Consider the following 25,219-nt stretch of genomic DNA (forward strand, 5'->3'; position numbering starts at 1 on the left):
CGTGGACGAAGAGCGGTTGTATTTCCGGCAGTTGTTGTCGGGGCGGGACTTGGCGGTTGGGGACATGATGGCCCAGCAGATGGTGAACTTCGTCTATCTGATCGGAGATCGGGAGACGGGGGAAGCGGTGGTGGTGGACCCGGCTTATGACCCGCAGGGGATCATGGATCTGGTTGAGGCCGATGGGATGCGGCTGACGGGGGTGTTGGCCACCCACTACCACGCCGATCATGTGGGCGGGTCGATAATGCAGTTCTCCATCCCGGGTGTGGCTGAGCTGTTGGAGCTGGTGTCGGTTCCGGTGCATGTTCAGGCTGTTGAGGCTCGCTATGTCACCATGACTACCGGCATTGGGGAAGATGATCTGTGCCTGCATGAGAGCGGTGATGTGCTATCGGTGGGGGAGGTGGACATCGAGATGATCCACACCCCGGGTCACACTCCCGGAAGTCAGTGCTTTTTGACCAACGGGCGCTTGGTGGCCGGCGACACGCTGTTCTTGGAGGGCTGCGGAAGAACCGACCTGCCGGGAAGCGATCCGGCGGCAATGTATGAGAGCATCACCCAGCGCCTGGCCCGGGTTCCCGACAGTGCGACGCTGTATCCCGGCCATCTGTACTCGCCCCAGCCGTCGGCTTCGATGGGCGAGACCCGCCAAACCAACTATGTGTTCATGCCCCGCTCAGCCGAGCAGTGGGTGGCCATGTTCGGCGGGTGATGGGGATGAGCTCAGCCTCGACTGGCAATCCTCTAGCGGCTTTGGACTCCCATGTAGCCGGGACGCTGGAAGAGCTGGTGCAGGCCCTCGATGGGGTGGGACTGGATCCCGGGTTGTTGGAGCTTTGCGCCGCTCGCATCGAGCAGATAATTGGTGGTGAGCCGTCGGCTGCGTCTCCTCAAGATGACCGAGAAAGCGTCGTCTTGGCGTTCACCGAACAGTATGTGCTGGATGCCCACGGCGTGACCGACGAGCTGTGTGCAGAGTTGAACGCCCACCTGTCACCGCCCGAGTTGGCCGCGCTCACCACGGCTATCGCCACGTTCGAGGCCCTGGCTCGCAGCCGGGCCGCACTGAAAGGAGTCATCCAATGACCAGAATCGCCGTCCCCGAAGGGGGTATGTCGCTGTTCGACCACCAGCCCGAGCTGTTCGCAGCGTTCAACCGCTTCTACGGCACGCTGTGGAGCGAGGGGGAACTGGACCAGGCCACCAAGGAGGTGGGACGGCTCCGCAATGCCCGAGTCAACGACTGCAACATTTGAAAGAACCTCCGCTTCGCAGGTGCGAAGCAGCAGGGACTCACCGAGGAACTGGTGGAGCAGATACAGGATGGCTACGCCGACAGCGACCTGCCGGATCGGTTCAAGCTGGCCTTGCGAATGGCCGACGCGGTGATCTCCGACCCGTCGGGGCTCAGCGAGGCAGATCAGACGGCTCTGCGGGAGGAGTTCACCTCGCCCGAGTTGGCTGAGCTGGCACTGACGGTGGCCATGGCCGCGGGGTTCTCCAAAGCGGCCATTGCCTGGGGCCCGCCCCCGGTCATTCCGGTCACAGAAGTACCGACCCCCACCCCTGATGGGACGGTGGGCTGAGCCCAGCAGTGCGCGAGGAGGGACTTGAACCCTCACGTCCTTGCGGACACAGGAACCTGAATCCTGCGCGTCTGCCAATTCCGCCACTCGCGCTGGTTGTCGGGGTGGTCAGCGTACAAGACGGGCGAGCAGATCGATAACCAAGATCCAGCCGAAGTTCGCAGCCGAATGCCAATCCTGATGGGCGCTGGTTATAGTCCACCGCAAAGTGGGGGCACCACGGTCATGGAACTCTGATGATCCGGCTGGAAGCGGCGCAAGCCACCGATACAGGCCGACGTCGAGAGAAAAACGAAGACTCGATGCTGGTTGAAGGGGGACTCTTCGCGGTTGCCGATGGGTTGGGGGGCCATCAGGGGGGAGAAGTGGCGTCGGCCTTGGCGGTAGAGGTGCTGGCTGCCCAAGTCCGCTCTGCGGTAGAAGCCCGAACGGGAGGCCGTCGTCGCCATCGGTTCGCCCGTCGACCGCGGCATTCCCGAGTTCCAACTGTAGAAGAGCTAGTGGATGCGGTCGACCGGGCCAATGAGGAGATCTTGGCCGAGTCCACATCCAGCGACGAGTTGGCCGGCATGGGGACGACCCTGTGCGCGTTGGCCGTGGTTGAGCATGAGCACCGCCAAGCGCTGGCGGTGGTGAACGTTGGCGATTCCCGGGTGTATCGCTGCGATGAGAGCGGGTTCCACCAGATGACTGAGGACCACACCGTGGTGCAGGAGATGGTCAAAGCAGGGATCATCACTCGGGAGGAGGCGGAAGTCCACACATACCGGCATCATCTCAGCCGGGCACTGGGCATCGAGCCGAAGGTAGTAATCGACGATTGGACTCTGGAGCCGGTGAGCGGACATCGCTATCTGCTGTGCTCAGATGGATTGACCAATGAGGTAACCGATCGAGATATCCACGCGATTCTGCTGCAATTCGAGTCGCCGGAGGAGGCCGCGGATGCGCTGGTGAACCTGGCTTTACAGCACGGAGGAAGCGACAACGTGACGGTGGTGATCGTGGATGTGGCGGACGTAGCCCTACCTTAAAACGAGCAGGTCAAGAAGTACGCTATTTTCGCCATGCCAGACAACGATCCGGAGCTTTTGGGCGGTCGATACCGACTGCGAAATCAAATCGCTCGCGGTGGCATGACCGATGTTTTCTTGGGGCAAGACACTCTTTTGTCGCGCCCAGTGGCCATCAAGCGCTTGTTCCCCGAGTTCGCCGCTGATCCAAGCTTTGTGGAGCGGTTCAGACGGGAAGCCACTGCGGCGGCAAACCTCAATCACCCCAATGTCGTGGCGGTGTACGACTGGGGGTCGGCCGCAGGCACGTACTACATCGTCATGGAGTACATCGAGGGCCAGAGTCTGGCCGAACTGCTGCGCTCGGGTGGTCCGCTGCCTCCTGAGCAGGCCGCAGAAATCGCCATGTTCGTGTCCGCTGCGCTCGGCTTTGCCCACGACAATGGGGTGATCCATCGGGATGTGAAGCCGGGGAACGTGCTGCTGTCACCCGATGGGAAAGTGAAGGTGACCGATTTCGGCATCGCCATCGCGGCCTTTGGAGGAGCGGAGTCGAATCTCACCCAAACCGGCTCCGTAATGGGGACCGCCACTTACTTCTCCCCCGAGCAAGCCCAGGGACAGACCCTCGATCACCGCAGCGATCTGTATTCGCTGGGAATCGTGCTGTACGAGATGCTCTGCGGTCGCCCTCCGTTCACCGGCGACAGTTCGGTGGCCGTGGCGTACAAGCATGTCCAGCAGCCGGTGCCCACGCCTTCGTCGCTGGGAATCGTGCTGCCGGAGTCGCTCGAAGCCATCACCATGAAGCTGCTGGCCAAAAACCCGGTAAAACGATACCCGACTGCCAAGGATCTCCAGCGGGATTTGCGGCGCTTTCGGGAAGGACGCCATCAACTGTCCTCCCGCCAACAGCCGGCCGACGCCCCGCCGGCGGCCCCGACTCCGCCGGCAAAGGAAGCAGAAGAGCCGGTGAGCGCATCCCCGCCTGCCTCTCCACCATCGTTGGGAGGGCCGCCCCAGCCTCCAGCGTCTCAGCCTCCGGCGCCTCAGCAGCCCGCACCGGTGGCGGTGATAGAGCCCTCCTCGCGGGCCGGGCTGTACACCGCGGCAGCGGTGATATTCATCGCCGTGGCCGTGCTGGTGTTCTTTGTGCTTTCGAACGTGCTTGAAAACGGCGAGGACCCTGCTCCACCAGTAGCAACAGTCGCTCCTGCTCCCCTGGTATCGGTACCCGATGTGGTGGGATTGTCGAGCCAGGCGGCGATCAGGGAGCTTCGCTCCTCTGGATTCTTGGTCAGCGAGGTGTTTGAGGCCAGCGACACGGTGGAGGCCAATGAGGTCATCGCCCAGTCTCCCGCAGCTTTGACCGAGGTGGAGCAGGGGGAGGAAATTGAGATCACAGTCAGCTCTGGGGCAGTTCCGGTGCCGGTGCCGGGTGTGGTAGGCCAGGACGCCAATGACGCGGCTCGCTTCTTGCAGGATCGAGGCTTTGCCTCTGAGTTGCGGGTGGAGTCGGGAACCAACGCGCCGGCAGGACAAGTGCTTCGCCAAGATCCCCCGGCCGGAAGCGAAGTGGCCCCGGGCAGCACAGTGGTGCTCTTTGTGGCTGAGGGGATTCAAGCTGTGGAAGTCCCCGATGTGAAGGGGATGACCCTGTTGCGGGCCACTCAGGTCTTGGCGCAAGCCGGCCTCGACGTGGCTGACGAGGTTATCGAGGAAGCCTCCAATGAAGTGGAGGAGGGCTTGGTGATCGGCACTGATCCCTCGCCACCCGTGCTGCTGCTGCCCGACAGCCCGATCACGATCGTGGTTTCCCTCGGCGCAGAGAGCGTGGTGGTGCCCAGTCTGATCGGGTTGACCCCGGAGGCGGCTGCCCAGCGGCTGGGTGGGCTGAACCTGGTGTTGGTTCTGCCTGTTCCCGAGTGCCAATTCTCCAACGACACCGAAGAACTGGTTGGGCGGATCATGGGTCAGGTGCCGCCTGCCGAAGAGGAACATCCGGCGGGAACGGAGATAAACGCCTGTCTGGGGCTGCCGACCTCGGCAATCCCGCCTGCGGGCACATCGGTTGCAGTGCCCCCCGGTCGCCCTGATGAGCCGCCTCCTGATCTCGGTCCCCGTCGGGCGGCAGCGTGGATTGCTGCCACTCAGATCACTGACAAGGCCATCGTCACCGGGCGCCAACCCGATGCCTTGGGCAGCATCGCGAGATGGAACGACCTTTCGAGCAGGTTTGCCGCAGAGTGTCGAGATCTGGCGACGATCTATTCCGACATTCCCGGGTTTGCCGCCCAGTGGAATATCGAGCTTCCCTATCCGATGCCTGCCTCTGCGGCCAACGCCGCCAATTGGGCAGAAGGCCTCAACGGGGACACCCCGGGAGTTGACGACGGCTGCACCGTCTCTTGGAACTAGGAGCTAACGGTCAGTCTGGGCCAAGAAGTTGGACAGCATGTCGTGGCCAGAAGAGGTCAAGATCGACTCGGGATGGAACTGCACTCCCTCAACCGGGTGGTCGCGGTGGCGCAACCCCATCACCAGGCCGTCATCGGTCTCTGCGGTTATGACCAGCACATCGGGTACCGAAGACCGCTCCACAATGAGCGAGTGGTAGCGGGTGGCCTCGAGGGGGTTGGGCAGCCCGGAGAACACGCCTTCACCGGTGTGGTGGATGACCGACGTCTTGCCGTGCATGACCTGAGGGGCTCGAACGACTTGGCCACCGAAAACCTCGCCGAGGCATTGCAAACCGAGGCACACTCCGAGCACTGGTCGGACACCGCAGAACTCTTGGATGAGGGCGTTGCTCAACCCGGCATCGGAAGGACGTCCCGGCCCGGGGCTGATGAGAACACCGTCGGGTTCGATCTGGAGAGCTTGTTGGAGGGAGATGGCATCGTGCCGATAGACGATCGGTTCGGCGCCCAACTCGCCCAGGTACTGGACCAGGTTGTAGACGAACGAGTCGTAATTGTCGATCACCAGGATTCTGGAACTCACCGGAGGCAACGTTATCGGGGTCCGCTGACCACGAGCACCGGATAATTTCGGGTCTATCCTTGGTCCATGGCCAAGCCGACCAAACGCAGAGTGCAGGGGGGTCGGGTAACCCCGAGAGGTACCCGACCCGAGAACGAGGCCGTCCCCCGGGTGCCGGTCTCCGCCGAGAAGATCAGTCCTATGTGGGTGCCGGTGCTGATGATCGCTCTCCTGGCGCTGGGCGCCATCGTGATCGTGCTCAACTACGTGGCTCTCCTGCCGGGCGACACCAACAACTGGTACTTGCTGGGCGGGCTGGGGTTGCTGCTCGCCGGAATGCTGGTGGCCACTCAGTGGCACTAGCGGTTTGGTTGATTTCAAGTTACGCGTTAGTTACGAGCTTGTAGTTTGTGCCCAGATTGTTCACAATCTGTGGATAACTATTCATCAATGGGCGCGACCAGCTCCATGTCGTCGCCGCAGTGCCGAGGAGGCTCAGGATCTTCCTCGGGGGCAACGGTCATGCGGACTTCGGCATAGCAAATAGTGCACCGGTAGGTGATCTTGACCTTGCGCAGTTCTCCCGGCGGTGGCGGAGGGGGCAGGGGCTGGCGGATCATCAAAAGCACGCCGATGCCCACCCTGATGAGGATCATCCCAGCCAGGATGGCAATGAGAACACTGAGCCACAGAGGCACGTGCCCAGCCTAGATGGGCCAGTACTGTGGGCTTATGGACGAGATGAATCTGGCAATGCTGATACTGCGGGTGGGCGTCGGGCTCACTTTTGCGGCCCACGGGTACGGCAAGATCTTCCAGGGCGGCCGCATCCCCGGCACCGCCGGTTGGTTCGACAGCATGGGGATGAAGCCGGGCAAATTGCATGCCTGGATGGCAGCGCTCACCGAGATCAGCGCCGGATTGCTGCTGGCATTGGGGTTCCTCACCCCGTTGGCGGCCGCAGGAATGGTTGGGGTCATGGTGGTTGCCGCATGGACCGTTCACCGCCACAACGGCTTCATGATCGTGCGAGAAGGCTGGGAGTACACCTTCGTGCTCGCTCTGGTTGCAATGGCAGTGGCCACCTTGGGGCCCATGGAATGGTCGATTGACAGCGCACTGGGAATCGATGACGACTGGGATGGATATGTTGGGCTGGCGATTGGTGCCGGTGGGGGCGTGCTCGCCGGATTGGCGCAGCTCGCTCTGTTCTATCGCCCTCCAAAATCTGAGGAGACCAGTTAGACAGTGAGCGATTCCAACGTGGTCCACCTGGACCACGACGTCTTGCGGCGCTACGAGATCACCATCCTCGAGGGATTGGGAGTTCCCTCCGATCAGGCGGAGGTGGTGGTCGACAACCTGGTGGAGGCCGACCTGCGTGGTGTGGACTCCCATGGTGCGCACTTGATCGAGCTTTATGTGGACCGGCTGAGGTCAGGCCATCTCCGGCCGGTTACCGAAGTGTCGGTCATTCGCGACGACGGTGCCACGGTGATGATGGACGGCGGCATCGGATTCGGGCAGGTGTCCGGGGTGGCGGCCATGGAACTGGCCGTCGAGCGGGCCAAGGCCCATGGGGTGGCGGCCGTCACAGTACGGGAGGGAACCCATCTGGGAGCTTTGGCCTATTACACCCTTCCCGCGGCCGAAGCGGGCTGCTTCGCCATGGCGGTGCAAAACGGACCGGCCATTGTCCCTCCCTTTGGCGGTCGATTGGGCATCTTCTCGACCAACCCCTTCTCTTGGGCGGTGCCTGCCGGGAAAGAGTTGCCCGTGGTGTACGACATCGCGACCACTGCGGTGGCTGGCAACAAGATCTTGCTGGCCAAAAAGCGCGGCGACCCAACCATTCCCGAGGGATGGGCCAACGACGACATGGGACGGCCAACCACGGACACGGCCACTGCATCGGCTCAAAATCTTTGCTGGTTCGGGGGCTACAAGGGGTTCGGCATCGCGCTGATGGTGGAGGTGCTCTCGGGAATCGTGGCCGGGAGCAGCTTCGGGCATACCGAGCAGACGGAATGCGAGTTGGTGGGAAATCGCCGCCTGGCCAAGGGGTGGATGTTTCTGACCCTGGATCTGGAGCGGTTCTGCGGTTTGGATCGATTTCGAGAGCAGATGGACCAGCTCATCCGGGACGTGCACAGCACCGAACGGGCCGAAGGGGTGGACCGAATCTATGTGCCCGGCGAAATCGAGCACGAGAACCGGGCGAAGCGCCTGGCCACTGGGATTCCCCTGCCGGTTGCGCTGGTAGAGGAGATCAGCGCCATCGGCGCCGACTTCGGGCTGCCTCCGCTGGGATCGGTTTAACGGGAGACCAAAGTCATCCGTTCTGCTCGAATACCACCTTGATGGCGCCGCGAGAGCCGGCTTCAGCGGCGTGGGCGATGGCCTCCCGATAGCGGTGGAGGGGGTAGCGGGCGGACACCAACTGCTCCAAGTTGGCTGAGGCCACCAAGTCGAATGCCATCACGAAGCTGGTGGCAGTCTTTCCGCCGTGGAGCATCTCGGTTCCGTAGGTGTAGGCGCCGACCAGTTCGGTCTCGCGATGCCATAGGCCGGTCAGGTCGATTCGAGCGGACTCGGGCATGCCGAGCAGCACCACTCGCCCCCGGGGCCGGGTGATGGCGATGGCATCGGTGACGGAACCCGGATTGCCCACCGCGTCGATCGTGATGTCCACTCCACCCGACAGGTAGTCGCCCAGCATTCGACAGCCGGTAAACCGGCGCACGGCGCGGCGGACCTCGCGGGGGTCGACCACAATGTCAGCGCCCAGCGCGGTGGCCAAATCCCGCTGGTGGGGATACTTGGCAGTGACGATGATCGTTCCGGCGGCAGTCAGCGAGCGCAATGCGGCCAGGGAGCACAACCCCATTGTTCCCGCCCCCAGCACAGCCACCGAAGCGCCAGGCTCGACTTGAGCTTTCAAGGCAGCGTGAACTCCCCCGGCGGCCGGTTCCAGCATCACGGCAGCTTCGTCGCTCAATTGATCGGGCACCGGATGGAGCTGACTCTGGTGGGCGACAAGCGCTTCTCCCCAGCCGCCGCCCGTGCTTGAGCAGAAACCGATTTGAATGCCGTCTTCGATGGATCCTCCAAGGAGGTAGCCGTAATCGTCACCGTCGCCAGGTGCAGCGCCGGGGAAGGGCAGCGGCTCGTCGCGGGCCGCCGCTCCCAGGACCGGTTCGAGAGCCAATCGGCGCCCATCCTCGTCGATCCCCACCACTTCGTGACCGGGGACGAACGGGAATGAGACCAGTGGTTCAAAGTAGCGGGAGGATCGGCCCTCCACGGTGGCCAAATCCGACCCGCAGATGCCGGTTAGCCGAGGCCGAATCGTATGCCATTCCGGCCCCGGTAGCTCTGGTGGGTCGATGTCGCGCAGGCGCAGTGGGCCCACCCCGCCTCCGGCTCCGGGTATCACCCGGGAAGCCGCCGCGGCGGCCACATAGCGGGCGGGTTTGCGTTCGAAGACCAAAGCCTCCATTCGACCAGTCTTGCCGTGAGCCCTGGGCCAGAACAACCGAGCGTCGCATTGCCGGCAAACCTGGCCGCGACATTCTCAGAGTTTGAGGTATTTGGCTGGGTCGCGAGGGGAGCCGCGATAGCGCACCTCAAAGTGGAGGTGGGGACCGGTGGACCACCCGGTGCTGCCGATAAAGCCGATGGTCTGGCCGATTTCGACCTCTTGGTTGAGCGACACGTTGTATTGCGAAAGGTGGGCGTACAGCGTGGTCCACCCGCCCCCGTGATCGACGATGATCGTGTTCCCGTAGCCTTCCCGGTATTTGACTTGGATGACGGTGCCGGAGGCAGCCGCAGAGATGGGGTCGCCCATGTTGTTGGCGAAATCGAGTCCGGCATGGAATCGAACGTTTCCGAAAATGGGATGAACACGGTTGCCGAATCCCGACACCACCTCGCCCGTCACCGGTCGAAAGAACTCCGGGGGGGCGGGGATGTCGATGTTGTCGAATTGGCCGGCGCGCTCCTGTTCGGCCAAGCGCTCCAGGTCTTCTTGGCGTTGACGCTCCAATTCGGCCAGGCGGGCCAGTTCAGCCTCACGTTTGCGCCGTTCCTCTTCGAGGCGGATCCGCTCCCTCTCACGTTCGATCTCGTCTTCGATTTCTGCGATGTTGCGCCGGAGACCAGATATTTCATCCTCGACGGCGTCTTGGGCCTGGGCCTCGGCTTCGATCTGCGCTAGGAGGAGATCCCTCTTCCGGTCCCACTCCTCTTGGAGCTTTTCTTGGGCCTCTTGGAGTTCGGCCAACTCGACCAGCGTCTGCTCGATCTCGGTTTGGGCCTGCTCGATCTCGGTTTGGGCCTGCTCAGCTTGTTGCACCGTTGCCTGCTGATCGTCGTAGGCCCGACGCAGCCGGTCAATGAGCACTTGGACATCCCCGCCCAGTTCCTCCACGTAGAACTGCCGACGGGCATTTCGGTTGGGGTCGCCGTCTTCAAGTAGGAAGTTCGGCTCATACACCAAGTCGAGATAGAACTGGACCACCTGGTCTTGCAACTGCTCTCGGATGGCTGCGATCTCCTGGCCGAGTTCCGCAGATTGCTCTTGGGCGTCGACCACCCGCTTCTGAGCAGCGGACCGGGAGAGTTCCACAGCCCCCAAACGAGTCTTGGCGGCAGCGATCCAGGAAAGGACCTGATCGAGTTGGGCGTCTACCTCTTCGATCTGGGCATTGGCCACATCGAGCTCTTTGATGGCGAACAACGCCTCGCGCCGGAGCGCTTCTTGCTCTTGGCGCCGCTCTTCGATCTCCTGTTTCTTCTCTTCGATCTCTTGTTGGCGATCTTCAAAGAATGAATCTTGGGCCGCGCTGGTAGAGACGAAAGCCAACGGCGTCATGACCGCGAGAAGGAGAATCACCCGGATGAGCTTGCGCATGACGAATTCAGTGTGACTGAAGTTGTGATTATGGTCAATGACCCCCTAAGGGTCGACGGCGGTTTCTCCGGGCATTCACGTGATGGATACCCTGAGACCATGGCCGGGAATTCCGACGTTTTAGATCGGCGAGAAAGAGTCATCCTCGCCGAAGACTTGGCCGGTGTTGCCGAGGGAACTCCAGGTGAAGTGATGCTCCACACTGGAATGCGCTGGCTGCGCTATTGGGTGCGGTTTGACAGCGGAGCGGAACGGGGCTCGATCCACCGCGACAAGCTGGTGAGAGAAGCCGAGTGGGAGGATTTTCTGGTTGAGAGGGCCGCAGCCGAGGCGGCGGCCGAGGCCGCAGCCGAGTCCGGTGGCGGACCGAGCAGCGACCTAGAGGATCAGACGACCGCAGCCGCAGATGACGGGGCAAGCGAGGATGTGGTGGTAAACGGCGCCACGGTGCCGTCTCATCTGCTGGCCCGCAGCGCCTCGGCCCGCGAGCGCTTGGGCGGCTAGTAGGGCGACTTGCCCAAGGCCGCTGGGAGGGCGGCTAGTAGGGCGACTTGCCCAAGGCCGCTGGGAGGGCGGCTAGCCCAGAGCGGCTGCTCCAGAGGTGGCTGCGGAGAGCAGGGCAGGGGCCGTCGGGAGGATCTGATCGAGGTAGAAGCGGCTAGATGTCTGCTTCGCCCTCCAGAAGTCAGCCCGCTCCGGTTCGGCCGATTCGAGCAGTCGGGACGTGTCCCACGCCTGAGCCATGACCCATCCGCCGACGGTGAGGCCGAGCATCTCAAGGAACGGGGTGGCTCCGGCTAGGGCGTCGTCGCCGGGGTGCTCGCCCAGCCAGCGGGCCGCATCGGCCACCGCGGCGACGGCTTGGTCCAAGTTCTTGTCCAAGCCGGCCATGTCTTCCAGCAGCGAAGCCAGCGGAGCGCCATCGGCCGTAGGCAGCTTGCGCCCGACCAGGTCGATGGCCTGAATGCCGTTGGTGCCCTCGTAGATGGGGGCGATGCGGCTGTCCCGCCAGTGCTGGGCGGCCCCGGTTTCCTCGATGAATCCCATGCCGCCGTGCACCTGGATGCCCAGCGAGGCCACCTCGACGCCCTGATCGGTACACCAGGCCTTCGACACCGGCGTCAGCAGTTCGGCCCGCTGCTGGGCCTGTAGGCGGCGGTCGGGATCGGGATGGCTGGCGGCGCGGTCGGCCGCGGCGGCGTTGAGGAGCAGCAACCCCCGCATGGCCTCCGTGCGGGCTCGCATGTCCAGAAGCATGCGGCGCACGTCGGGGTGTTGGATTATCGGTGCTTGAGCACCGGACTCGGTGTCGGCCCGCCGGCCTTGGCGCCGGTCGGCGGCGAAGGCCGCCGCTTGCTGGTAGGCCCGCTCGGCCACCGCCAGGCCCTCGAGCCCCACCAAGAGGCGGGCCTTGTTCATCATGGTGAACATCAGGCGCATGCCCTCGCGCTCTTCCCCCACCAGTTCTCCGACTGCCCCGTCGAGCTCCATCACGCAGGTGGGGCTGGCGTGGATGCCCACCTTGTGCTCGAGCCCGATGCACCGGATGGCGTTTCGCTCGGCCAGGGTGCCGTCGTCTTCAACCAAGTACTTGGGCACGATGAACAGGGAGATTCCCCGGGTGCCCATCGGCGCGTCGGGGGTGCGAGCCAGCACAATGTGGACGATGTTGTCGGCCATGTCGTGGTCGCCCCACGTGATGAAGATCTTCTGGCCCCACAGGCGATAGCTCCCATCGCCTTGCGGTTCGGCTCGAGTTGTGAGCGCGCCGACGTCGGAGCCCGCTTGGGGCTCGGTCAAGAGCATGGTTCCGGTCCAGGCGCCGCTGGTGAGCGGGGGCAGCCAGCGGTGCTTTTGCTCGGGACTGCCGTGGGTGCTGAGGGCGCCGATGGCGCTCTGGCTCAGCATCGGGCACAGTGAGAACGCCATGTTGGCCGACGTGAACATCTCTTGGATGGCCACGTCGACTACCAGCGGAAATCCGGCCCCTCCGTGTTCGGGATGGGCCGACACCGCGGTCCAGCCGCTCTGGGTGTACTGCTGATAGGCCTGCTGGAATCCCTCGGGGGTGATGACGTTGCCGTCGGCATCGAGCACGCTGCCGACCTCATCGCCGGTTCGGTTGAGGGGGGCCATGACTTCGGCGGCCAGCCGCCCGGCCTCGGCCAGGAGGTCTTCGGTGTGGTCGAGTCCGGCATCGGTCCATGCGGGCAGCTGAGCCAAGTCGTCCAAGCCGGCAATGTGGCGCAGGGCGAAGGCGATGTCGTCCAAAGGGGCGGTGTAGGTGCTCATGTCATTCTTCAGGGGGGTTGTCGGGGATCAGAGACGCCAGCAGCTGCTCGGCAGCCGCGGCAGGTGAGAGCTCGTGGCGTTCGACGCGGCCCAGCGCGGATTCACCGGGCTGGGCCTCCATGATGCGGAGAGCCCGGTCTCGCAAGCCGAGCTCGACCCTGTCGGCGACCTCGCTGCGGCGGCGGCGGCAGCGGCGGCGGATCAGCTCGCCGGAGTGGTGCAGATATGAGGTGTGGTGCTCGATCTCCGACCACAAGTCACCGATGCCCTCCCCCTCGGTGGCGGTGGTCAACACGATGGGGGCCCGCCAGTCGCCTCGGTGTCCGAGATCGAGCATCAACTCCAAGTCTCGGCGAGCGCCGCGGGCGTCGGGCCGGTCGGCCTTGTTCACGACGAAGATGTCGGCCACCTCCAACAACCCGGCCTTGTTGGCCTGCACCGCGTCGCCCCAGCCGGGGGTCACCACCACCACGGTGGTGTCGGAGGCGGCGGCGACGGTCACCTCCACCTGGCCAACGCCAACGGTCTCCACGATGATCGGGTCGCAGCCCGCGGCGTCGAGCACCCGGACAGCGTCGGGCACGGCCACCGCCAGCCCGCCGGAGTGGCCTCGCGTGGCCATCGATCGGATGAAGGTACTGCTGCTCACGTTGTTGTCCATGCGGATGCGGTCGCCCAAGATGGCCCCTCCGGTCAGAGGAGAGCTGGGGTCGATGGCCAGGATGGCCGGCCGGGCAGCTCCGGAGACGGCGGCCAGTCGGCCGGTAATGGTGGACTTGCCGCTGCCCGGGGCGCCGGTCACCCCGATCACCCGCGCCTGTCCGGCATCGCGGTGGGCCCGTTCGGACACCATGACGGCGTTGTCGTCTTGGCGCTCCACCATGGTGAGCAGCCTGCCCAAGACCCGCCGGTTTCCGGCCCGGGCCGATTCGAACAACTCGTCGAGCGAGGGGGCGCTCATGGGTTGACGCCCAAGAAGGGATCCGCGGGCGGAGAGTTCACCAGGCTGAGATGTCACCGGGCTGAGGGCTCACCGGGCTGGGGACTGGCAGGCCACGGCAGCGCGCACCGCAGCCACCACTTCATCGGCTGATGCCCCGGGTCCCAGCACCGCGGCCACGCCGGCCTCGATCAGAACAGTCACGTCTTCGGCAGGCACGATGCCGCCGATCACCACCGGCACACCCAAACCAGCTTCCTCAACGGCCTGCACCATGCGGGGGGCCAGGGTGAGGTGGCCGGCGTTGTGCATCGACAGCCCGATCACGTCGGCGTCTTCCTGCTCACAGGCCGCGACAATGCTGTCGGTGGTCTGGCGCAGTCCCAGGTAGATCACTTCCATGCCCGCATCGCGCAGAGTTCGGGCCACCACCTTCAGGCCGCGGTCATGGCCGTCGAAGCCCAGCTTGGCCAATACCACCCGCAGCGGCTCTGAGTCGTCCGCAGACAGCGGCGAAGTGCCGGATGCCTCGCTCATCGGGTCACACCATCGCGGTTTCGACATAGGTCCCGAACACCGACTCCAGCGCCGCGACGATCTCGCCCTCGGTGGCATAGGTCTGCACCGCGTCGATGATGGACGGCATGAGGTTGACGTCGGGCTGACCGGCGGCTTCGACCAGCGCGGCCAGAGAAGCTCGGACCGCATCATCGCTGCGATCCCCGCGGACCTGATCGAGGCGCTTGATCTGCATCTCCTCGGTGGCGTGTCCGATGGAAAGAAGATTGGCTTCGTCGTCGTCGTTCTCGGTGAATTCGTTGACTCCGACGATGATGCGCCGACCGGCGTTCACCTCGCGTTCGAAGCGGTAGGCGGCGTCGGCGATCTCCCCGACGAAGTAGCCGTCGTCGATGCCGGCATACACCCCCTCCAGCATGGAGCCGCGGCCGATTTGATCGATGTGGTCGAATATCTCGTTGGCTTGGCGCTCCATCTCGTCGGTCATCCACTCCACGAAGTGGGCGCCGCCCAGCGGGTCGACCACCGAAGCGGCGCCGGTCTCATGGGCCACGATCTGCTGAGTGCGAAGGGCGATGCGAGCGGCCTTCTCAGTGGGCAGGGCCAGGGCTTCGTCATAGGAATCGGTGTGCAGACTCTGGGTGCCGCCCAGTACTGCGGATAGAGCCTGGATAGCCACCCGGGCGATGTTGTTCTCCGGTTGCTGGGCAGTGAGGGAGACGCCCGCGGTCTGGGTGTGGAAACGACACATCTGCGATTTGGGGTTGGCAGCGCCGTAGCGGTCCTTCATCCAGGTGGCCCAGATTCGGCGGGCAGCCCGGAATTTGCCGATCTCCTCAAAAAAGTCGCTGTGGGCGTTGAAGAAGAACGAGAGCCGGGGGGCGAAGTCGTCCACCTTGAGACCGGCGGCGATGGCGGCCTCGACATAGGCGAACCCGTTGGCCAGCGTGAAAGCCAGCTCTTGGGCGGCGGTCGAGCCGGCCTCGCGGATGTGGTAGCCGGAAATGGAGACCGGGTGCCAGCGGGGCATCTCCGCAGTGGTGAAGCGGATCAAATCGGTGACGAGACGGACCGACGGTCGGGGCGGAAAGATGTACTCCTTCTGCGCCTGGTACTCCTTCAAGATGTCGTTCTGGATGGTCCCGCCGAGGTGGACCCGGCCGACGCCGCTCTTCTCAGCCACCGCGATGTACATGGCCATACAGATGGCGGCTGGCCCGTTGATGGTCATCGAGGTGGTTACCTTGTCCAATTCGATGCCCGCGAACAGGTCCTCCATGTCGGCCAGGGTGTCCACGGCCACCCCGGCCCGGCCGACTTCACCCTGCGACCACTCGTGATCGGAGTCGCGGCCCATGAGGGTGGGCATGTCGAAGGCGGTGGACAGTCCGGTTCCCCCAGCTCGAAGCAGAGCGTGGAACCGGGCGTTGGTGTCGGTGGCGGTTCCGAACCCGGCGAACATCCGCATGGTCCACAATTTGCTCCGATAGCCGGTGGGATACAGCCCGCGGGTGTAGGGGTGCTCGCCTGGTTGCAACCCGTCGCCGTAAGTAGGGTCGAGGGGAATTCCCGACATGGTCTCGACCATTGGAGAATTCTATCAAGGAAGTCCGATAGTTGGAAGTGCAACTATCGACATATTTTCGTTTTTCGGTGAAAAAAGCGCTTGTTCTACCCGAAGGACTGTTCAGCTCCGCACCAACTGGCCGGGCCGAGCACCGGTCAGCTCATCATCGGCGAGCACCTCTTGGCCGGCGACCAGGGTGGCGACAAAGCCGTTGGTTTTTTGAATCAACCGCCGCCCGCCGGCGGGCAAATCGAAGACCATCTCGGGTGCCCGCAAGCTGAGCCGATCGAAATCGATGAGATTGATGTCGGCCCGCTTTCCCTTGGCGAGCACGCCCCGATCGTCGAAACCGATCAAGGCCGCGGTGTCGGCACACTGCCATTTGACGAGTAGCTCAACCGGGATGGTCTCCCCTCGAGTGCGATTCCGTCCCCAGTGGGAGAGAAGGAAGCTGGGCATGCTGCCGTCGCACAGGAAACCAACGTGGGCGCCGGCGTCGCCCAAGCCGGGGACGCTGAGCGGGTGGGAGAGCATCTCCCTGGTGAGCTCGAAATCCCCGTCGCCGTAGTTCATAACCGGGACGTAGAGCAGCTCGGCGCCGTCGCGGGCCAGCAAAGCGTCATAGAGAGCCTCATGGGGATCGACTCCCCGTCGGGCGGCGTCGGCGGCCACGCTGGTCTCAGGTGAAGGTTCGTAATCGGGGATCTCGCCCAGCGGGAAGAGCTTTTCCAGCTGATTGAAGGTGTGGAGAGGCTGGGCGGCCAGTTCGGACACTAGAAGGGCCCTCATCTCGGGCTCCCGGAGCTGGGCCACCCGCTCGTTCAGGTCGAGGCTGGCAATCTGCCGATAGCTGGGGCAGGACAGGAGCGCGTGATAGGTGGATTGGAGACCGACGAGGACTCCCACCGGACGGCTGGCCACTTGGGCTCGCAGCGGGATGCCGGCAGCGTCGGCCTGGGCGATGCGATCGAGGAGTTGGTGGCCCAGATCGGGGCGGCTGTCGGGGACGGCGATGGTTATGGACAGCGGACGGCCGCTGAGCCGGGCCATCTCGGCCACCAAGTGGAACTCGGCATCCAAATCCCCCCAGTCGCCCACCATCTCGAACACGCCCTTGCCGGTTTGCCCCACGGCCTCGGCAATGGCCCACAGCTCGGGCGCGCCGGCGGTGAGGCTGGGGGTGTGCTCGCCGTCCTTGGTCTTGTGGTTGATGGTGCGGCTGGTGGTGAAGCCCACCGCGCCGGCGGCCACGCCTTCGGCGGCCAGCCGGGCCATCTCGGCGATCTCCCCGGAAGTGGGGTGGTTGTTGTGGTCGGCCCCACGCTCGCCCATGACGTAGGCCCGGAGCGCGCCGTGGGGCACTTGGGCGGCCACGTCGATAGTGCGGGGCTTGCGCTCGACGGCATCGAGGTACTCGGGAAAGCTCTCCCACTCCCACTGGATGCCTTCGGCGAGGGCGGCGCCGGGGATGTCTTCCACGCCTTCCATGAGGCCGATGAGCCAGTCCTCGCTGCCGGGGCGCACGGGGGCGAAGCCCACTCCGCAGTTGCCCATTACCACGGTGGTCACGCCGTGCCACACCGATGGGGTGATGTCGGGGTCCCAGGAGACTTGGCCGTCGTAGTGGGTATGAATGTCGACAAAGCCGGGGGTGACTAAGAGACCGTCGGCGTCCAGTTCCTGGCGGGCTGGACCGACGCCTTTGCCGATGTCGGTGATGGTGCCGTTGTTGATGGCGATATCCGCGGTGAACGGTGCTTGGCCGGTGCCGTCGACCACTGTTCCGGCGCGGATTGCGAGGTCGTGCATGGGTCGAAGTTAGTCTCTCGGCATGAGTGATGATGCTGCGATCAGGAATGTGGTGGCTCGGTTGGCGATATTGGCTGATGACGGGGATCTGGAGGAGTACGTGGGGTTGTTTGCCGACGATGCCTTGTGGGAGATGCCGGGGGCGGCCATTCAGGGGCGGGAGAACCTCTTGGCGGGGGCGATTGAGCGTCGGGCGGCGGGAACCGTTGGTCCGGGGAGCAACACGCGGCATGTGATCACCACTCAGGCAGTGGCGGTAGACGGCGATGAGGCTGTTTCTGACGCCTACTGGCAGTTTTGGGCAAATACCGCCACCGAGCCGTCGATCGCGTTGTTCGGGACTTATCGGGATCGTCTGGTGCGCACAGACGGCGGGTGGAAGCTGGCCCATCGCACCATCTCGTACGGGTAGCGCGGCTCGGCATGTCGGATGCGAGCCGGAGCGTTTTGAAAGGCCGGGTGGCGGTGGTCACCGGCGGTGGCCGGGGGATTGGCCGGGCGATTGCGCTGGAGATGGCCCGGGAGGGGGCGGCGGTGGTGGTGTCGTCCCGGACCCAACAGCAGCTTGATTCGGTGGTGGCCGAGATCGAAGGGGCGGGCGGTCGAGGCCTGGCGGTGGTGGCAGACGCCGCCGACGAGGACCAGGCACGGTCACCGGTACGAGCCGCTATGACCGAGTTCGGGCGCGTCGACGTGCTGGTGAACAACGTGGGGGGCTCGTCGGGAGGAAATCACGACCCATTCTCGGGAGATGCCGAGGCGTTCATGGGTACTTTGCGGTTGAACCTGATTTCAGCCTTCTGGACCAGCCAGGAAGCGCTTGCCCCGATGCGGGAGCAGGGCTGTGGCCGCATTATCAACATCGGCTCGGGTGCGTCCAAGAGGGCAGCGGCCAGCGTGGCCTACACCGCGGCCAAGCACGGCCTGGTGGGCCTCACCAAGCAGTTGGCCATGTCGGCGGCACCGTATGGGATCACGGTGAACTGCCTCTGTCCGGGATGGACCAACACGGCGCTGGTGGACTTCGAAAAGCTGGCCGCGGCCAAGGGGGTCACCGCTGCTCAGGCCGAGGCCGACGCCCATGCCGACAGCGCCCAGCGCCGGATCTTGGAGCCTGAGGAGCTGGCCCCGATGGCCGTGTTGTTGGCCTCAGAAGCCGGCGGGGGGATCACCGGGCAAGTGATCAGCGTAGATGGGGGCTATCGCCTCTGACGCCAAGGTAGGGCTACGGTAGGGGTGGGCTACTGCGTGGAGTTGATCACATGGCTTTGATCACAGTCACCGAAGATCTGAGGGTCACACCGATAACTGGGGTCGTCGGCGCTTATGTGGAGGGCGTCGATCTGGCCCAACACTTGGAGGACCCGGCTTGGCATGAGCGGCTGAGGGAGCTGTTGTTCACCTATGGAGTGATCGCCATCCGGGGCCAAGACCTCACTCCCGTCCAGCACAAGGCGATCGGCGAGATCTTCGGCTCGCTGCACACTCATCCGTTCGCGGTGAACATGCCCGAGCATCCCGAGATCCTCATCATGGACACCACCGAGATGAACAAGGTGCTGAAGTGGCACGCCGATGTGACCTTTGAGGTCGAGCCGCCGTTGGCGTCGTTCCTGTATGCCTTCGAAGTGCCCCCGGTGGGTGGCGACACCCTATTCACCCACGTCCAAGCGGCCTACGAGGCGCTGTCGCCGGAGTGGCAGCAGCGCCTGGAGGGGCTGCGGGCGGTTCACTCCAGCTCTGCAACCTTTGGGCCTCAGGGCACATACAAGCGCCACTGGGACAAGCCCCGCCATGAACACCCCGATGTGGAGAACACGCACCCCATAGTGCACACCCACCCCTACAACGGGCGTCGGGGGCTCTACGTGAACTCGCAGTTCACCGTGGCCATCGAGGGCATGGACCCGGCGGAGAGCCGCTGGCTGCTGGAGTTCTTGTGGGATCACATCGCCAGCGTTCAGTTTCAATGTCGAGTGCAGTGGGAACCGGGCACCCTCACCATCTGGGACAACCGGGCGGTGCAGCACGCCGCCGTTCCCGACTGGACGGACGGGCGCCGCTTCATGCACCGGGTCACCGTGAACGGACCTCCAATGGAGTAAACAGAGCCGCAGTGGAGATCGCGGCCTTTCAACAGCTCATGGACGACCTGTACGGTCCCCAAGACCGAGAGCGGGGAATCCCGGCCACGGTGGCCTGGCTGTGCGAGGAGCTGGGAGAGCTGGCCCAGGCGGTGCGCAAGGGCGATGACACCGAGCGTTTGCACGAACTGGGGGATGTGTTGGCCTGGTTGGCGTCGTTGGCCAATCAGCTAGATCTCAGCCTGGAAGAAGCCGCGTTGCGGTATCGGGATAATCCGCCGCGCTAGGAAAGAAGCGCTTCGGCGATTTGGATGGCGTTGAGGGCGGCGCCTTTGCGGAGGTTGTCGCCGGCCACGAATAGAGACAGGCCGTGGGGCACGGTGCGGTCGACGCGGATGCGGCCGACCAGGGTGGGGTCGATGCCGGCGGCGGCCAAGGGTGTGGGGACGTGGTCGAGTTTGACCCCGGGGGCGTCTGAGAGCAGTTCGGCGGCCCGCTCGGGGCTGATGGGGTGGTCGAACTCAGCATTGATGGCCAGGCAGTGGCCGGTGAACACCGGCACTCGCACGCAGGTGGCGCTCACCGCCAGATCGGGTAGTTCGAGGATCTTGCGGCTCTCCTCGACCAGCTTGCGCTCTTCGGAGGTCTCTCCCGAGTCGTCGTCGGTCCAAGAGCCGCATTCGGGAACCACATTGAAGGCGATGGGAGCGGCAAAGACCGACGCTGCCGGGAACGAAGCGGCCTGGCCATTGTGGGTAAGGCCAACGGCGTCGTCAGCCACTTTGCGCACCTGTTCGTCAAGCTCTGCGACTCCGGCCAGCCCGCCTCCGGACACCGCTTGGTACGACGAGTAGACCATGCGGCGCAGCCCGGCGTCGGCGGCCAGGGGCTTGAGCACTGGCATGGCCACCATGGTGGTGCAGTTGGGATTGGCCACGATTCCCTTGGGAATGCTGGCCAGAGTGTGGGCGTTGACCTCGGGCACCACTAGGGGCACATCGGGGTCCATCCGCCACGCGGAGGAATTGTCGATCACCGTGGCTCCGGCATCGGCCACACGGGGGGCAAGTTCCCGGGACGTGCCCCCTCCCGCGGAGAACAGCGCGACATCCACCCCGCGATAGTCGGCAGTAGCGGCATCTTCCACCACCAGGTCGCGATCCCGCCACGACATGGAACGACCGGCGGAGCGAGCCGAGGCCAGCACCCGCAACTCTTCGATGGGGAAATCGCGCTCATCCAACAGGCGGAGCATCACCCCGCCCACCTGGCCGGTGGCACCGACAACCGCGACTCTCACGGCGGCAATCCTACCGTCAGAGAATCAAATTCCCGATGTTGTTATTGAGCCAGGCCAAACGCCCTGTGCAGCGCTTGAGTGGCTGCGTCGGCGTGGTCTTGGCGGATCACGCAGCTGATGCGAATCGGCGATGTGGAGATCATCTCGATGTTGATCTGATTCTCCGACAGAGTCTCGAACATGGTGGCGGCCACGCCGGGGTGGGACTTCATTCCCGCTCCCACCAGGCTGATCCGGGCGATGTCCCGGTCGGCGGTCACTCCGGTGGCGCCGATGTGGTCAGCCACTGACCGGGTGATTTCGGCCGCGGTGTCGGCGTCGCCGTCGGGAACGGTGAACGAGATGTCGGTGATGCCGTCCTCGGAGGCGTTCTGCACGATCATGTCCACGTTCACACCGGCGTCGGCGAGCTTCCGGAACATTGCCGCGGCCACTCCGGGCCGATCGGCCACTCCGGTGACGGTGATCTTGGCCTCCGATGTGTCTGGGGTGACTGATCGGATGATGGGTTGCTCCATGGAGGGCTCCTCCTTGACCACCCAGGTGCCCTGCTCCCAGGTGAATGCGGATCGAATGTGCAGTTTGACGCCATAATTCTGGGCTACCTCGACTGAGCGCATCGCCGGCTTGGGGCAGCCGACTGCGGTCATCTCCAGGAGTTCGTCAAAGGAGATGCTGCTCAGCTTGCGGGCGTCGGGGCACACTCGCGGATCGGTGGTGAACACCCCCGACACGTCGGTATAAAGCTCACACGCATCGGCACCCAGGGTCTGGGCGATCGCCACGGCCGTAGTGTCGGAGCCGCCTCGGCCCAGAAACGTCACATCATTCTCGGTGCTCACTCCCTGCGACCCGGCCACCACCGGCACCCGGTTCGCGTCCAACGCAGCCTGAACCCGACCGGGGGTGATCTCCAGAATCTTGGCGTTCCCATGGTTGGTGTCGGTGATGAAGCCGGCCTGACTGCCGGTGAAGGAGTCGGCGGGCACTCCCAAATCGTGAAGGGCCATGCATACCAGGGCACAGGCTTTGCGCTCGCCCGCGGTGATGAGCATGTCCAATTCCCGGCCCGGGAGGGTTCCGGACACCGCAGAGGCCAGCGCCAGCAGCTCGTCGGTCTCCTTGCCCATGGCGCTGATCACCAGAACGACTTGATCGCCCCGGTCTCGGCACCGGCGCACATGGTCGGCTACCTCGCGGATGCGATCGGCGTTGGCCACCGACGTGCCGCCAAACTTCTGCACCACTAAGGCCACGACACAAAACGCTACCGGCCATTGATCGCGACTTCGGTGGTTGTATTCCGAGTTTTTTCGGCCGCTAAGTTTCCCTCGATGGCCACCAACAAGAGAGAGCGGCAGCGAGAGCGCCGGCAGGTCGCCCAGCAGCGGGCCAAGGTGACGGCGGTCCGCGGTCGAATCCGCTCTCGAGGAGTGCGGATCGCGCTGATTGCCGCCGCGGTCATCGTGGCCGTGGTGATCTTCTGGTTGATGGTGCGAGGCGACGACGAGCAAACCACCGACGACGGCACTGTGGCCGTCGATTTTCCCGAGCTTCCTCCGCCCCCTGCTCCTGGTGGAGAGCGGACATTCGAATCGGCCCCAGATCAGTATCTCGATCCTGGACTTCGGTATTCGGCGGTGTTTGATACCAGCCAAGGGCTGATTCGGGTGAACCTCGATCAAGGGCCAGCACCGGAGGCGGTGAATGCGTTCGCGGTGTTGGCTGATCGCGGCTACTACGACCAAACGGCCATCTTCTACACCGATCCCATCGGAGGGTATGTCCAGGGTGGATCGCCCCACACCAACAACGCCGACGATTCCGGCCCGGGTTTCACCGTGATGCCGGGCGAATCGGTCGATTATCAAGCCGGCCAGCTTCTCTGGGCGGCAGAGGGAAGCTCTACCGGCCAGTTCCTGTTCTTGACCGAAGACGAGTTCCAGCCGTCCCAGTCGGTATCGGGTCTGACGGTGCTGGGCCAGATTGAGGACAACAGCCTCGGTTTGATTCGAACCATACTGAACAGCCATGTTGACAACCCCGATACCGCTTTCGGAGGACGGCCTTCGGAGGCGGTCATCGTCAACTCCATTGAAATACAACCCATCAACCCCACTTCTGAAGGGAGCATTGATTTGAGCGGATGTCCACCAGCTGACGGTTCGGGACCCCAGGTTCTGGATTTCGACGGTCCCCAGCCGATGTGCTTGGACGCCTCCAAGCAGTACACCGCGGTGTTCGACACCACGGCGGGGGAGATGCGAATCGCCCTCGACATGGTCAACACGCCCATCACGGCCAACAACTTCGCGGTGCTGGCCCTCTACCACTATTACGACAACACGCTGTTGTTCCGGACCGATCCGGGCATCGGCATCATCCAGGGCGGGGCGCCGCACACCAACTCGCCGAGCGACCCCGGTCCGGGCTACACCATCCCCGATGAGGGCTCGGGGTTCACCTATGAGCCGGGCCAGATCGTGATGGCCCGCACCGCGGCGCCCAACAGCGCCAGCGCCCAGTTCTTCTTCGCAGTCGACGAGCAGACCGCCCGGCTCAACAACCAGGGCACTTACGTGGTGTTCGGCCAGATGGACGATGCGAGCCTGGCGGTGGCCGAGGCCATCTTGGCCAGCCATGTGGATCAGCCCAACAACCCGCTGGGCGGCGGCCCCGATCCCCAGGTGATCGTCAACTCGGTCGCCATCGAAGAATCCGGCTAGCCCCGCAGCCCCGCCTCTCTGGGTGGGGCAGAGTATGGGGGTGAGGCCAGATAGTCCACTCCGCCCCGAGCCCAGCCAGTGGGAGTTTCCTCCTGCGGAGTCGGCTGATGAGCATGGTTTGGTGGCAGTGGGGGCCGACTTGGCCCCGGGCACGCTGCTGGCTGCCTACCGATCCGGCTTGTTCCCGATGCCGTTGGGGCGCACCGACAAACTGGGGTGGTGGTCGCCCGATCCCCGGGGGGTGATCCCGCTCGAAGATCTCCGGGTGACCCGGTCGCTGCGGCGGTCGCTGCGGCGCTATCGGATCACCGCCGATGTTGCCTTTGCCGATGTCATCGACGCTTGTCGAACCATCGAGCGCCCCCACGGATGGATCTCACCGGACATCCGAGACGCCTATGTGCGGCTGCACCGCCTGGGTTGGGCCCACAGCGTGGAGGCATGGTCGGAAGAGGGAGAGTTGGTGGGCGGGCTGTACGGAGTGTCGATCGGCGGGCTCTTCGCCGGGGAGTCGATGTTCCATGTTGATCGCGATGCCTCCAAAGTGGCGTTGGTGTCGCTGGTTGGGCGGCTGGCCCAAGGGGGGGTTGGGCGGCTGCTGGATGTGCAGTGGGCGACGGAGCACATGCAGAGTTTGGGGGCGGTGGAGATTCCCCGAAGCGAGTACTTGACTCGTTTGAAGGCAGCGGTGAAGCAACCTTCGGCGCTTTGGCCACGCTAGGACAGGCGGGTAACCGCGTCGCCGGTGTGGACGGGGCCGGAGCGGATGACGCGGGCGTTGATGCCGCGGAGATTGAGGGCTCGACCAATGGGGGAGTTGACGAATCGAAGGGCGTCGAGGCCGAATCGGCGGGAGAATTTGCCGCAACCCGTGTGAGGTTCGGCGGTGACTTCGATGACGGCTTCACCGATGGCGAGTTGAGTGCCGGCCGGGAGGGTTTCCAAGCTGATGTCGAGGTCGATGTAGAGCTGGTCGCCGGCGAGGGCCCATCGTTCGATAGGCCCGGCCACCGCGGCCGCGGCTCGGGCGTTCATGATGTTGAGCTGGGCATCGAGAAGGGGACCGCCGTCGGGAGTTTTGCTTGAGCCCCGACGATTCCAGGTGTCGCCGACCAAGCCCTCGTCCAGGCTGAGCATTCCGGTGTCCAGCACTTCCCGCTCGTCCACCGCCGGGCGGCGCACAATCAGCTTTAGCGTGCCGTGGTCGGCAGGGGCTTGGCGGATGTGGTCGAGCGCGGCCTCCAGCTCCTCGGGCGTCCGGTGGCGGGCGTGGTCGGCGGTCATCGTCTAAGGGTCTGCTTCCCCCGACGGGTTGCTGCCGGTGCCGTCCACCAGCGTCCGCTGAACCGCCAGCGGGGTGCGATTGCCGCGGGAGGCTGGTCGGCGGCGGGGCGGGGCCAAAGAGCCTCATGAGCCGCCAAAATGGCGGCCACCTCGGCTTCGGTTGGCTGAGGAGTGATCTGGATGATGCTCATGTCTA

The 25,219-nt window shown here is 64.3% G+C and carries 29 protein-coding genes and 1 tRNA gene; 16 read left to right on the top strand and 14 right to left on the bottom strand.

All coding sequences use genetic code 11. The features are described 5' to 3' along the window. The first annotated feature begins 1 nt into the window (after nucleotide 1). From ACOGI7_RS14905 to ACOGI7_RS14920, 4 genes are read left to right on the top strand one after another with little or no spacing between them, the layout of a single operon-like run. Nucleotides 2-718 carry an MBL fold metallo-hydrolase gene (locus ACOGI7_RS14905; protein WP_419849534.1) on the top strand — a complete coding sequence of 239 codons (717 nt, stop codon included), beginning with the start codon at nucleotides 2-4 and terminating at the stop codon, nucleotides 716-718. A 5-nt stretch (nucleotides 719-723) separates the two neighbouring features. Further along, nucleotides 724-1,092 (top strand): hypothetical protein, encoded by a 369-nt coding sequence (locus tag ACOGI7_RS14910; RefSeq protein WP_419849535.1) that lies wholly within the window; start codon nucleotides 724-726, stop codon nucleotides 1,090-1,092. Next, the gene (locus ACOGI7_RS14915; RefSeq protein WP_419849536.1) at nucleotides 1,089-1,262 is read left to right on the top strand and encodes a carboxymuconolactone decarboxylase family protein; all 174 of its coding nucleotides are present in this window, start codon (nucleotides 1,089-1,091) and stop codon (nucleotides 1,260-1,262) included. The genes ACOGI7_RS14910 and ACOGI7_RS14915 overlap by 4 nt, the downstream gene beginning before the upstream one ends. A gap of 51 nt (nucleotides 1,263-1,313) precedes the next feature. Further along, complete coding sequence (locus ACOGI7_RS14920; protein WP_419849537.1) at nucleotides 1,314-1,592, top strand: hypothetical protein; 279 nt, start codon at nucleotides 1,314-1,316, stop codon at nucleotides 1,590-1,592. Between the two features lie 9 nt (nucleotides 1,593-1,601). On the opposite strand, the gene ACOGI7_RS14925 is transcribed toward ACOGI7_RS14920, so the two are convergent. Next, nucleotides 1,602-1,685 (bottom strand) — tRNA-Leu (locus tag ACOGI7_RS14925). A 143-nt stretch (nucleotides 1,686-1,828) separates the two neighbouring features. On the opposite strand from ACOGI7_RS14925, the gene ACOGI7_RS14930 reads away from it, so the two are divergent. Beyond that, nucleotides 1,829-2,626 carry a Stp1/IreP family PP2C-type Ser/Thr phosphatase gene (locus ACOGI7_RS14930; protein ID WP_419849538.1) on the top strand — a complete coding sequence of 266 codons (798 nt, stop codon included), beginning with the start codon at nucleotides 1,829-1,831 and terminating at the stop codon, nucleotides 2,624-2,626. Nucleotides 2,627-2,659: 33 nt separating this feature from the next. Then, nucleotides 2,660-5,023 carry a Stk1 family PASTA domain-containing Ser/Thr kinase gene (pknB, locus tag ACOGI7_RS14935; protein ID WP_419849539.1) on the top strand — a complete coding sequence of 788 codons (2,364 nt, stop codon included), beginning with the start codon at nucleotides 2,660-2,662 and terminating at the stop codon, nucleotides 5,021-5,023. A gap of 3 nt (nucleotides 5,024-5,026) precedes the next feature. Here pknB and ACOGI7_RS14940 read toward each other — a convergent pair whose 3' ends face one another. Next, nucleotides 5,027-5,608 carry an anthranilate synthase component II gene (locus tag ACOGI7_RS14940; protein WP_419849540.1) on the bottom strand — a complete coding sequence of 194 codons (582 nt, stop codon included), beginning with the start codon at nucleotides 5,606-5,608 and terminating at the stop codon, nucleotides 5,027-5,029. 66 nt (nucleotides 5,609-5,674) lie between these two features. Between ACOGI7_RS14940 and ACOGI7_RS14945 the strand changes: the two genes are divergently transcribed. Then, nucleotides 5,675-5,950: a cell division protein CrgA gene (locus ACOGI7_RS14945; RefSeq protein WP_419849541.1), complete on the top strand. Its 276-nt coding sequence runs from the start codon at nucleotides 5,675-5,677 to the stop codon at nucleotides 5,948-5,950. 77 nt (nucleotides 5,951-6,027) lie between these two features. Here the strand turns inward: ACOGI7_RS14945 and ACOGI7_RS14950 are convergent, their stop codons facing one another. Beyond that, on the bottom strand, nucleotides 6,028-6,285 hold the full coding sequence (locus tag ACOGI7_RS14950) for a hypothetical protein (protein WP_419849542.1): 258 nt from the start codon (nucleotides 6,283-6,285) through the stop codon (nucleotides 6,028-6,030). Nucleotides 6,286-6,319: 34 nt separating this feature from the next. On the opposite strand from ACOGI7_RS14950, the gene ACOGI7_RS14955 reads away from it, so the two are divergent. Then, entirely contained in the window at nucleotides 6,320-6,832 is a 513-nt protein-coding gene (locus ACOGI7_RS14955; RefSeq protein ID WP_419849543.1) for a DoxX family protein, read from the top strand. Nucleotides 6,833-6,835: 3 nt separating this feature from the next. Beyond that, nucleotides 6,836-7,906: an Ldh family oxidoreductase gene (locus tag ACOGI7_RS14960; protein ID WP_419849544.1), complete on the top strand. Its 1,071-nt coding sequence runs from the start codon at nucleotides 6,836-6,838 to the stop codon at nucleotides 7,904-7,906. A gap of 13 nt (nucleotides 7,907-7,919) precedes the next feature. On the opposite strand, the gene ACOGI7_RS14965 is transcribed toward ACOGI7_RS14960, so the two are convergent. Together ACOGI7_RS14965 and ACOGI7_RS14970 are read right to left on the bottom strand one after the other, a co-directional pair. After that, a complete protein-coding gene (locus ACOGI7_RS14965) occupies nucleotides 7,920-9,086 on the bottom strand; it encodes a zinc-dependent alcohol dehydrogenase (protein ID WP_419849545.1) in 1,167 nt (388 codons plus the stop codon). Between the two features lie 75 nt (nucleotides 9,087-9,161). Then, nucleotides 9,162-10,502 carry a peptidoglycan DD-metalloendopeptidase family protein gene (locus tag ACOGI7_RS14970; protein WP_419849546.1) on the bottom strand — a complete coding sequence of 447 codons (1,341 nt, stop codon included), beginning with the start codon at nucleotides 10,500-10,502 and terminating at the stop codon, nucleotides 9,162-9,164. A 99-nt stretch (nucleotides 10,503-10,601) separates the two neighbouring features. Here ACOGI7_RS14970 and ACOGI7_RS14975 point away from each other — a divergent pair, with 99 nt between their 5' ends. Next, complete coding sequence (locus ACOGI7_RS14975) at nucleotides 10,602-11,006, top strand: hypothetical protein (RefSeq protein WP_419849547.1); 405 nt, start codon at nucleotides 10,602-10,604, stop codon at nucleotides 11,004-11,006. A 72-nt stretch (nucleotides 11,007-11,078) separates the two neighbouring features. On the opposite strand, the gene ACOGI7_RS14980 is transcribed toward ACOGI7_RS14975, so the two are convergent. The 5 genes from ACOGI7_RS14980 to ACOGI7_RS15000 all read right to left on the bottom strand — a co-directional run bounded on the left by ACOGI7_RS14980 (nucleotide 11,079) and on the right by ACOGI7_RS15000 (nucleotide 17,629). Next, complete coding sequence (locus tag ACOGI7_RS14980; RefSeq protein WP_419849548.1) at nucleotides 11,079-12,794, bottom strand: acyl-CoA dehydrogenase; 1,716 nt, start codon at nucleotides 12,792-12,794, stop codon at nucleotides 11,079-11,081. A gap of 1 nt (nucleotide 12,795) precedes the next feature. Beyond that, nucleotides 12,796-13,755, bottom strand: coding sequence for a methylmalonyl Co-A mutase-associated GTPase MeaB (gene meaB / locus ACOGI7_RS14985; protein ID WP_419849549.1), 960 nt, complete (start codon nucleotides 13,753-13,755; stop codon nucleotides 12,796-12,798). 69 nt (nucleotides 13,756-13,824) lie between these two features. Further along, nucleotides 13,825-14,271, bottom strand: coding sequence for a cobalamin B12-binding domain-containing protein (locus tag ACOGI7_RS14990; protein ID WP_419849550.1), 447 nt, complete (start codon nucleotides 14,269-14,271; stop codon nucleotides 13,825-13,827). Between the two features lie 4 nt (nucleotides 14,272-14,275). After that, nucleotides 14,276-15,841 (bottom strand): acyl-CoA mutase large subunit family protein, encoded by a 1,566-nt coding sequence (locus ACOGI7_RS14995; protein ID WP_419849551.1) that lies wholly within the window; start codon nucleotides 15,839-15,841, stop codon nucleotides 14,276-14,278. Between the two features lie 99 nt (nucleotides 15,842-15,940). Then, the gene (locus ACOGI7_RS15000; protein ID WP_419849552.1) at nucleotides 15,941-17,629 is read right to left on the bottom strand and encodes an N-acyl-D-amino-acid deacylase family protein; all 1,689 of its coding nucleotides are present in this window, start codon (nucleotides 17,627-17,629) and stop codon (nucleotides 15,941-15,943) included. Between the two features lie 22 nt (nucleotides 17,630-17,651). Between ACOGI7_RS15000 and ACOGI7_RS15005 the strand changes: the two genes are divergently transcribed. From ACOGI7_RS15005 to ACOGI7_RS15020, 4 genes are read left to right on the top strand one after another with little or no spacing between them, the layout of a single operon-like run. Continuing rightward, the gene (locus tag ACOGI7_RS15005; RefSeq protein ID WP_419849553.1) at nucleotides 17,652-18,041 is read left to right on the top strand and encodes a nuclear transport factor 2 family protein; all 390 of its coding nucleotides are present in this window, start codon (nucleotides 17,652-17,654) and stop codon (nucleotides 18,039-18,041) included. Between the two features lie 11 nt (nucleotides 18,042-18,052). Beyond that, nucleotides 18,053-18,841, top strand: a complete 789-nt coding sequence (locus ACOGI7_RS15010; RefSeq protein WP_419849554.1) for an SDR family NAD(P)-dependent oxidoreductase — start codon at nucleotides 18,053-18,055, stop codon at nucleotides 18,839-18,841. A 50-nt stretch (nucleotides 18,842-18,891) separates the two neighbouring features. After that, nucleotides 18,892-19,734, top strand: a complete 843-nt coding sequence (locus ACOGI7_RS15015) for a TauD/TfdA dioxygenase family protein (RefSeq protein ID WP_419849555.1) — start codon at nucleotides 18,892-18,894, stop codon at nucleotides 19,732-19,734. An 11-nt stretch (nucleotides 19,735-19,745) separates the two neighbouring features. Further along, on the top strand, nucleotides 19,746-20,000 hold the full coding sequence (locus tag ACOGI7_RS15020; RefSeq protein WP_419849556.1) for a MazG nucleotide pyrophosphohydrolase domain-containing protein: 255 nt from the start codon (nucleotides 19,746-19,748) through the stop codon (nucleotides 19,998-20,000). Here ACOGI7_RS15020 and ACOGI7_RS15025 read toward each other — a convergent pair. Both ACOGI7_RS15025 and ACOGI7_RS15030 read right to left on the bottom strand, forming a co-directional pair. Beyond that, the gene (locus tag ACOGI7_RS15025; RefSeq protein WP_419849557.1) at nucleotides 19,997-21,013 is read right to left on the bottom strand and encodes an aspartate-semialdehyde dehydrogenase; all 1,017 of its coding nucleotides are present in this window, start codon (nucleotides 21,011-21,013) and stop codon (nucleotides 19,997-19,999) included. The genes ACOGI7_RS15020 and ACOGI7_RS15025 overlap by 4 nt on opposite strands. A 41-nt stretch (nucleotides 21,014-21,054) precedes the next feature. After that, nucleotides 21,055-22,269, bottom strand: coding sequence for an aspartate kinase (locus tag ACOGI7_RS15030; protein WP_419849558.1), 1,215 nt, complete (start codon nucleotides 22,267-22,269; stop codon nucleotides 21,055-21,057). Nucleotides 22,270-22,347: 78 nt separating this feature from the next. On the opposite strand from ACOGI7_RS15030, the gene ACOGI7_RS15035 reads away from it, so the two are divergent. Next, nucleotides 22,348-23,739 (top strand): peptidylprolyl isomerase, encoded by a 1,392-nt coding sequence (locus tag ACOGI7_RS15035; protein ID WP_419849559.1) that lies wholly within the window; start codon nucleotides 22,348-22,350, stop codon nucleotides 23,737-23,739. A gap of 34 nt (nucleotides 23,740-23,773) precedes the next feature. Further along, a complete protein-coding gene (aat, locus tag ACOGI7_RS15040) occupies nucleotides 23,774-24,460 on the top strand; it encodes a leucyl/phenylalanyl-tRNA--protein transferase (RefSeq protein WP_419849560.1) in 687 nt (228 codons plus the stop codon). Here aat and ACOGI7_RS15045 read toward each other — a convergent pair. Further along, the gene (locus ACOGI7_RS15045) at nucleotides 24,457-25,023 is read right to left on the bottom strand and encodes an MOSC domain-containing protein (RefSeq protein ID WP_419849561.1); all 567 of its coding nucleotides are present in this window, start codon (nucleotides 25,021-25,023) and stop codon (nucleotides 24,457-24,459) included. The genes aat and ACOGI7_RS15045 overlap by 4 nt on opposite strands. Next, nucleotides 25,020-25,214 carry a hypothetical protein gene (locus ACOGI7_RS15050; RefSeq protein WP_419849562.1) on the bottom strand — a complete coding sequence of 65 codons (195 nt, stop codon included), beginning with the start codon at nucleotides 25,212-25,214 and terminating at the stop codon, nucleotides 25,020-25,022. Before ACOGI7_RS15050 ends, ACOGI7_RS15045 begins: the two co-directional genes overlap by 4 nt. Nucleotides 25,215-25,219: the final 5 nt, after the last annotated feature.

The sequence above is a fragment of the Candidatus Poriferisocius sp. genome (genome assembly GCF_965204145.1).
Taxonomy (GTDB): domain Bacteria; phylum Actinomycetota; class Acidimicrobiia; order Acidimicrobiales; family Bin134; genus Poriferisocius.

Excerpts from the sequence above, each read along its gene's own strand:
- ACOGI7_RS15045 (WP_419849561.1), bottom strand. The coding sequence starts at position 25,023 with ATGACCGCCGACCACGCCCGCCACCGGACGCCCGAGGAGCTGGAGGCC.
- ACOGI7_RS15050 (WP_419849562.1), bottom strand. The coding sequence starts at position 25,214 with ATGAGCATCATCCAGATCACTCCTCAGCCAACCGAAGCCGAGGTGGCC.
- ACOGI7_RS15000 (WP_419849552.1), bottom strand. The coding sequence starts at position 17,629 with ATGCACGACCTCGCAATCCGCGCCGGAACAGTGGTCGACGGCACCGGC.
- pknB (WP_419849539.1), top strand. The coding sequence starts at position 2,660 with ATGCCAGACAACGATCCGGAGCTTTTGGGCGGTCGATACCGACTGCGA.
- ACOGI7_RS14915 (WP_419849536.1), top strand. The coding sequence starts at position 1,089 with ATGACCAGAATCGCCGTCCCCGAAGGGGGTATGTCGCTGTTCGACCAC.
- ACOGI7_RS14980 (WP_419849548.1), bottom strand. The coding sequence starts at position 12,794 with ATGAGCACCTACACCGCCCCTTTGGACGACATCGCCTTCGCCCTGCGC.
- ACOGI7_RS14995 (WP_419849551.1), bottom strand. The coding sequence starts at position 15,841 with ATGGTCGAGACCATGTCGGGAATTCCCCTCGACCCTACTTACGGCGAC.
- ACOGI7_RS14970 (WP_419849546.1), bottom strand. The coding sequence starts at position 10,502 with ATGCGCAAGCTCATCCGGGTGATTCTCCTTCTCGCGGTCATGACGCCG.
- ACOGI7_RS15035 (WP_419849559.1), top strand. The coding sequence starts at position 22,348 with ATGGCCACCAACAAGAGAGAGCGGCAGCGAGAGCGCCGGCAGGTCGCC.
- ACOGI7_RS14965 (WP_419849545.1), bottom strand. The coding sequence starts at position 9,086 with ATGGAGGCTTTGGTCTTCGAACGCAAACCCGCCCGCTATGTGGCCGCC.
- aat (WP_419849560.1), top strand. The coding sequence starts at position 23,774 with ATGGGGGTGAGGCCAGATAGTCCACTCCGCCCCGAGCCCAGCCAGTGG.
- ACOGI7_RS14910 (WP_419849535.1), top strand. The coding sequence starts at position 724 with ATGAGCTCAGCCTCGACTGGCAATCCTCTAGCGGCTTTGGACTCCCAT.
- ACOGI7_RS14945 (WP_419849541.1), top strand. The coding sequence starts at position 5,675 with ATGGCCAAGCCGACCAAACGCAGAGTGCAGGGGGGTCGGGTAACCCCG.
- meaB (WP_419849549.1), bottom strand. The coding sequence starts at position 13,755 with ATGAGCGCCCCCTCGCTCGACGAGTTGTTCGAATCGGCCCGGGCCGGA.
- ACOGI7_RS14955 (WP_419849543.1), top strand. The coding sequence starts at position 6,320 with ATGGACGAGATGAATCTGGCAATGCTGATACTGCGGGTGGGCGTCGGG.
- ACOGI7_RS15010 (WP_419849554.1), top strand. The coding sequence starts at position 18,053 with ATGTCGGATGCGAGCCGGAGCGTTTTGAAAGGCCGGGTGGCGGTGGTC.
- ACOGI7_RS14975 (WP_419849547.1), top strand. The coding sequence starts at position 10,602 with ATGGCCGGGAATTCCGACGTTTTAGATCGGCGAGAAAGAGTCATCCTC.
- ACOGI7_RS15015 (WP_419849555.1), top strand. The coding sequence starts at position 18,892 with ATGGCTTTGATCACAGTCACCGAAGATCTGAGGGTCACACCGATAACT.
- ACOGI7_RS15005 (WP_419849553.1), top strand. The coding sequence starts at position 17,652 with ATGAGTGATGATGCTGCGATCAGGAATGTGGTGGCTCGGTTGGCGATA.
- ACOGI7_RS14930 (WP_419849538.1), top strand. The coding sequence starts at position 1,829 with ATGATCCGGCTGGAAGCGGCGCAAGCCACCGATACAGGCCGACGTCGA.
- ACOGI7_RS14990 (WP_419849550.1), bottom strand. The coding sequence starts at position 14,271 with ATGAGCGAGGCATCCGGCACTTCGCCGCTGTCTGCGGACGACTCAGAG.